The sequence below is a fragment of the Campylobacter sp. 110 genome (assembly GCF_002383965.1).
Classification (GTDB): Bacteria; Campylobacterota; Campylobacteria; order Campylobacterales; family Campylobacteraceae; genus Campylobacter_D; species Campylobacter_D coli.
The window spans coordinates 1-4,329 of sequence record NZ_NXBD01000010.1; the positions used below are offsets into that span (position 1 = coordinate 1).

General features: G+C 27.9%; 6 protein-coding genes and 2 pseudogenes. All 8 read right to left on the bottom strand.

The window, feature by feature from the left end; genetic code table 11:
* Positions 1-272, bottom strand: a pseudogene (locus tag BGS43_RS00470) (hypothetical protein); the annotation flags it as partial.
* 61 nt (positions 273-333) lie between these two features.
* A complete protein-coding gene (locus BGS43_RS00475; RefSeq protein ID WP_002858146.1) occupies positions 334-792 on the bottom strand; it encodes a DUF5675 family protein in 459 nt (152 codons plus the stop codon).
* A 48-nt stretch (positions 793-840) separates the two neighbouring features.
* On the bottom strand, positions 841-2,124 hold the full coding sequence (locus tag BGS43_RS00480; protein WP_002801920.1) for a hypothetical protein: 1,284 nt from the start codon (positions 2,122-2,124) through the stop codon (positions 841-843).
* Positions 2,121-2,492 carry a DUF1353 domain-containing protein gene (locus BGS43_RS00485; RefSeq protein WP_002801918.1) on the bottom strand — a complete coding sequence of 124 codons (372 nt, stop codon included), beginning with the start codon at positions 2,490-2,492 and terminating at the stop codon, positions 2,121-2,123. Before BGS43_RS00485 ends, BGS43_RS00480 begins: the two co-directional genes overlap by 4 nt.
* The gene (locus BGS43_RS00490; RefSeq protein WP_002801917.1) at positions 2,482-2,946 is read right to left on the bottom strand and encodes a hypothetical protein; all 465 of its coding nucleotides are present in this window, start codon (positions 2,944-2,946) and stop codon (positions 2,482-2,484) included. The genes BGS43_RS00485 and BGS43_RS00490 overlap by 11 nt, the downstream gene beginning before the upstream one ends.
* A complete protein-coding gene (locus BGS43_RS00495; protein ID WP_096568394.1) occupies positions 2,943-3,581 on the bottom strand; it encodes a DUF4376 domain-containing protein in 639 nt (212 codons plus the stop codon). Before BGS43_RS00495 ends, BGS43_RS00490 begins: the two co-directional genes overlap by 4 nt.
* A gap of 12 nt (positions 3,582-3,593) precedes the next feature.
* A complete protein-coding gene (locus tag BGS43_RS00500; RefSeq protein WP_096568397.1) occupies positions 3,594-4,043 on the bottom strand; it encodes a hypothetical protein in 450 nt (149 codons plus the stop codon).
* Between the two features lies 1 nt (position 4,044).
* Positions 4,045-4,329: pseudogene (locus tag BGS43_RS00505) on the bottom strand (hypothetical protein); the annotation flags it as partial.

Genomic DNA, 4,329 nt, shown 5'->3' on the forward strand with positions numbered 1-4,329 from the left:
TATTCTTTAACATATTGCACCCTTTCTTGTACTTGATTTTTTTGATTGTTTGCTTCATTTAAAGCCTTTAATTCTGTTTTATGAATTTGATTTAATTCTTTTAATTTTTCTTGATTATTTTCATTTATTTTTAAAGCCAAAGCTAAATCACTTTGACTTTTTTCTAATTTGGCCTTTGTGCTATCAAGTCTTAGATAAAAATATCCTGTTAAGATTGCCATTAAAGCTAAGGCTATATAAAGCTTTGCATTTCCAAATAAAAGATTTATCATATTTTGTTTAGAAGTTTAAGTGTGGGGTGTAAACTTTAACCTACTTAAACTTTATCTCCTTTCATGCTAACTCATTTGTTATTTCTAATTTAATGTCTTCAAGATTTTTACCATACACCAAATCATAAAATTCTTTACAAGCTTGTCTGCTTTGACCGACACTTTCATTATTATTATCTTTAGTAAGCCCCAGCAAGATACAACCTTGTGTGTCTTTGTCAGTGTTTCCCCAGTGTATTAAAATTGCACGACTTGAAGGAACTTCATCATTATAAACATTTATCATTGTATCATCTTTTTTTGTAATACTTCTTAAAGTATTTTCAAATCGTGAAGGACTATGTCTTTTTAAATTATAATTTCCTTCAGGTATTCTTAAATCTTTGCCACTTTCTAAACCTTCTTTGTCTTCTTCCAAAGAAAAACATTCAAAAAGAATTTTTTCTTCATCATCTAAAACCTTAAATTTACCAATAACACAAGTTTTACCTGTGTATCTTCTATTAATTGTTACTTTCATTATAATTCCTTTCTTTTTATTTTTTGTATTTTATTTTTAGATTTAAACTCATTTTTCTTCTTCAAATTCAAATAAAAAAGCATTATCACCATAGGTAGTTTTATCAATTTCTTTTTTTATTCCTATAAAGCTTCTCTCGACTATAATTTCATTTTGAACTCTAAGGGCTTTTTGCATTTTTATATTTGAAAGATTGACATTTCCATAATATCCAGCTTGCCTATAAAAAAGACTCATAGGAATTTCATTTGTAAAAAGCTCTATACTTACACTATTTTTTATATTAGAAGCCCAAAGACAGCATTCATTTGCATTGCCATCATATTTTTTTAAAGCATTGGTAATATTATGCCAAGCAGGATCATTATAAATTCCGCTCGTTTTGATATTTCCTTCTATTTGATTTTTACTTGGTTTTGAAAGAACGCTAACTTCAGTATAATTTTTAGATTTTAAACCCATTCCATCTTTAGTGATTAAAAAACTGCCTTCATTAAGTCCTTTTATAATTTGCGTAGTGCTTGCTAAAGAATTTTCAAAACCAAAACGCAAATCACTTAAACATCCGCCATATTGACCACTATTTAAATTTGTATCAAAACTAATAATAATCAACTCTTGTGCTGTAATATTTTCATTTCCAAGCAAATTAATCCAACTTGTGTATTTATCATCACTTGCCACACAAAGCCAAAGTTGTTTTACATTTTCATTATAAGTTATAATTAAATCATTAACATTAGCTTTTGTTTTTGGAGTGGGAATAGAATTAGATACTTTTATTCCATTAATGCCTAAATTTAATTTCATATCTTCGAGCATCTCTTCTATAATAGGTTTAATTTCTTCTTTTGTTGGTGTTTGAGCCTTTAAACTTTCTAAAAATTCATCTTGACTTTTTCCCGTGTTTTCTTCATTTTCAAGCCAAAGTTCATAAGCACTTTTACCATCAGCTCCTTTAGCTCCATCTTGCCCTTTTAAATTTTCAAGCTGTTCTTCTGTAAAATCTTCATAAGTAAAAGGATCTCCTTTATCACCTTTTAAACTTTCTTGATTTTCTAAAACAACTTTTAATACAACTTCTTTTAAACTCTCTTCATTGATATTTGCATTGATGCCAAGCTCTTCTAGCAAGGCTTCTAGTTTTTCTTTTAATTCACTTTGTTTTATAAAGTTAAAACTTGTTAAAACTTCATTTATAGCATTTTTAATACTTTCATCGCTTGGTTTTACTCCATTTTTAAAAAGTTCTTTTAAAATTTCTAAAGCTTCACTAAAATCTTTATTGATTTCTTCTGTTTTTATGGCAATTTCTCTTAAATCCACGCTCATCTTATCCCCTTTATTAAACATTTGATCTGATGAAATAAATTACAAGAGCAATAAAAAACAAAAATCTTAAATTTATTTATTTCTAAAGCTTGCATTGCTTCTTTTAAAACAAGATCAGCAAGTTTGTAATCTTTTCTTGATTTTGCTTTTTCACATAAAAAATCATGCACTACACAAGCACTAAAATACTCACTTTTAAAAGGTGGAAACAAAGACCAAAAAAGGCGTGGAATACTCGCTCCATCAGTTTTAAAACCTTGTGGTACAATGCCTTTGTAATTTGGCAAAATAAACTCATAATCTTGTATCACTTCAAATCTATCTTTATCATAAGGTTTTACACAAACCCTTTTTAATTCATTTTTCATTTTTATCGCCTTCTAATTTTAAATATTTGTTTGCTATATTTTTAAATTTTTCTATAAAAAGATTATAAAAGTCCATTTCTTTAATATCTTCTTTTTTCCTAATGCTTTGGACACTGATTAAAAATGCTAAAAACTCACCTATGGTTAAAAAGCTAAAAGAATAATCCACAAGATAGTAAAAAACACTGATTTGCTTAGCCATAATAGCTAAGATAAAAGGCACAAAAAACATTAAAGTTTTACTTAAAATATCTGTGATTAAAAAATTTCTAAAATTTTTTCTTAGAGCTAAAGTTTTAATCATAGAGGCTATACCTGAAAAGCTAAAAACAATGAGCAAAACAATAACTTGAGCTGTTTCTATTTTAAAATACGCTAAAAATTGATAAAAAAAAGCTAATATAGCACTGCCTGCAAATAAAATAACATTAGTGTTGTTTTCTAAGTTATTCATTTTTCACTCTCCCATGCAATTAAATTTAATTCTTCTAAAGATGTGGCATTTTTCACTTTATTTCTTAGTTCATCATTTTTAAAAATAATACTTTCAGTATATTTAGCGATACCAACCCCAAATTCTAGAAATTCTTCTTTGTTAAATGTAGTGATTTTATTATCTTGATCAATCCAAGCAATATTTTCCAAAGGAGTATTATTAAGATTTGCTAACATTATCTCGCTAACTTTTCCGCTGATATTAATTTTTGCTTCAGTATCAATTTGAAATGTAGTATTTTTAAAAGGCATAAACAAAAGCTTTTCTTCTTTTATAGCTTTTAACTCTTCTAATTTTAATTCTTTTAACTCTTCTAAGGTTTTTTCTTTAATCTCATAAGAAACAATATAAAGATTATTTTCTTCATCGTAATTTTGAACTTGCTTAAGTGTCTGTGTTTTTTCATCAAAGCTTGGCACTTCTTCTTCTTCTTCAACTTTAGCAAAACCAAGCTCTTTTAAAAGCTCATTATCGCAAGCACTTAAAAAATAAATATCTTGTGCATCAATTTCACCTTCTTCGTTTTGTATTTTTACATCTTTTAAAAAAATATCATCATATTTTAAACTTTTATTTTTTAAATCATAAAACATATTTATCCTTTCTTAATTCCAGTATAATGTTAATTTTGCTCTTGGGTTTAATCTATTCCCACCACCTAAATTCCAACCAGGAGTTGCATTTGCACTACCACTTTGATAAGAACTTAGCATTATTTGTAAGTTATTTATATTTCCAAATTTGAATTTTTTCTCTACTTTGATTTTTGCATTGGCAGCGTAATATTTACTTAAACCATGCAATTCTACATTAGAGTTAAAAATGTTCCATGTGATATTCAAAGTATTTGCAGAAGTTTTATTAGACATACTTCCAGTCGTCCAAACTTCGCCTAACATAACCACTTCTTTATTATTAATATTTGATGGCAATACCACTGCTTGTTTATAAATCATGTCTAGCTTTAACATATAATTATAATTTGCAACCGAGCCTCCTAAAGATGGAGGTAAATTTAGTGCTATGCCATTATTAGAAAGAAGGAGGCAGTTCATTTTAAGTCCTTACTAATCTTACATTATTCGAAGCTATGCAAAAATAAGCAAAAGTTTCAGTGCCACTAAATCCACTTTGAGCTATTCTAAATTTAAAAGGTGCCGAAAAAGCAGTGATATTTTGAGCATTATTGACAGTGATAGTTCCACTTTTACCTGCTCCACCCCAATTTGCTATACCAATAGCTCCTCTGGCTGTCATTGTTAAGATAAAATGCTGAGCTTGTCTTAAATCTAGATTTATACTGCCAGTTGTGCCAAGATTTCTAATTCCACCACCATAATC